The organism is Amycolatopsis sp. cmx-8-4, from assembly GCF_046548675.1.
Taxonomy (GTDB): domain Bacteria; phylum Actinomycetota; class Actinomycetes; order Mycobacteriales; family Pseudonocardiaceae; genus Amycolatopsis.
This window is the reverse complement of the sequence record NZ_JAEBDZ010000110.1, coordinates 1-514: the sequence shown is the minus strand read 5'-3', so window position 1 is coordinate 514 and position 514 is coordinate 1. Positions and strand designations below refer to the sequence as shown.

1 protein-coding gene is annotated in these 514 nt (G+C 71.6%); it reads left to right on the top strand.

The window, feature by feature from the left end; all coding sequences use genetic code 11:
• On the top strand, window positions 1–514 hold a 514-nt coding region (locus ACLJQZ_RS48620), incomplete at both ends, for an IS110 family transposase (RefSeq protein ID WP_410628527.1).

Sequence of the window (514 nt, the reverse complement as noted above, 5' to 3'; positions counted from 1 at the left end):
GAGGCCGAGGTTCTCTCCGGCGCGAAATCCGACCCCGGCGACGCGCACGTGATCGCCGACTACCTGCGAGTGCGGATCCACCGCCTGCGTCCCGCCGCGCCGTTGTCCGGACCCACCAAGGCATTGCGTGCCCTCGTGCGGACCCGAGGCGACCTCGTGGACACCCGCGTCGCGGCGATCAACCAGCTCGCCGCACTGCTGGACGCCCACTGGCCCGGCGCCACAGCGATCTTCGCCAACATCGAGTCCGCGATCGCTCTGGCCTTCCTCACCACCTACCCCACCGCCGCCTCGGCGGCGGCGCTGACCGAGAAACGGCTCGCCCGGTTCCTGGCCGCACAGGGCTACTCGGGCAAGAAACCCGCCGCCGTGCTGCCGACCCGCCTGCGCAGCGCACCGGCCGGGGTCAGCGACCCTGACCTGACCGCCGGTGTCGGTGACGCGGTGCTGGCCCAGGTCAGCGTGCTGAGCACACTCAACAGTGCGATCAAGGCCCTGGACCGGTCGATCGCCG